This is a genomic window from Kocuria sabuli (genome assembly GCF_040981185.1).
Lineage (GTDB): Bacteria > Actinomycetota > Actinomycetes > Actinomycetales > Micrococcaceae > Kocuria > Kocuria sabuli.
On record NZ_JAVHZE010000090.1, the window covers coordinates 1 to 575 of the forward strand.

Consider the following 575-nt stretch of genomic DNA (forward strand, 5'->3'; position numbering starts at 1 on the left):
CCGAGAACAGCCTGGAACAGACCTGCCCGCTTACTTCCTCGTATTACCGGAATAATTCTCAGCTCATCACCCGGCCCCAGGAGTTCAAACTCTTCGTGTCCGATATTGCGGCGATCCCGGAAAATAACAAAATCCAGCCCCTTTGCCCGAGCCTCACGCAGGTAAGCATCAAAGCCATCAATGGTGTTAGATAGCGCCCTGAATACTTCATTGGCAGACGTTAACGCGCGGCGATGTGTCCTGCCAAATCGCTGAGCCATTGAGCCGCTGAGTTTTATCGTGGTTTTCATAGTAGTTAATACCTGTTGCATATTACCCCCTGTCAGATACCGTTAAATGTCGCCAACCGTTGTTTGTGGTTGTCGCTCATATCGAAAGCAAAATCCTCATGCTCGGCCTGGAAGGTGCCGAACGCCATCAGCGCAGATACCGCCGGGTCTATCTTGTTTGAGGATTTCTTTTTGTTGGGCTTAATGTTGGCGTTAGCGTCGGACTCCATCACCACGTTTCCAATCGCCCAGGCCAGAACCGGATCGCCACGATGGCGCACCACCTTACGGTTAACGAACACCTCG

Annotated in this window: 2 protein-coding genes; both read right to left on the reverse strand. The window is 51.8% G+C overall.

From position 1 onward, the window contains the following. Positions 1-290, reverse strand: a 290-nt coding sequence (locus RE027_RS18040) for a tail assembly protein (protein ID WP_368809674.1), incomplete at its 3' end; no start/stop codon positions are given. A gap of 32 nt (positions 291-322) precedes the next feature. Beyond that, positions 323-575 (reverse strand): terminase TerL endonuclease subunit (locus RE027_RS18045; protein WP_368809675.1); only part of this gene is annotated, 253 nt, incomplete at its 5' end.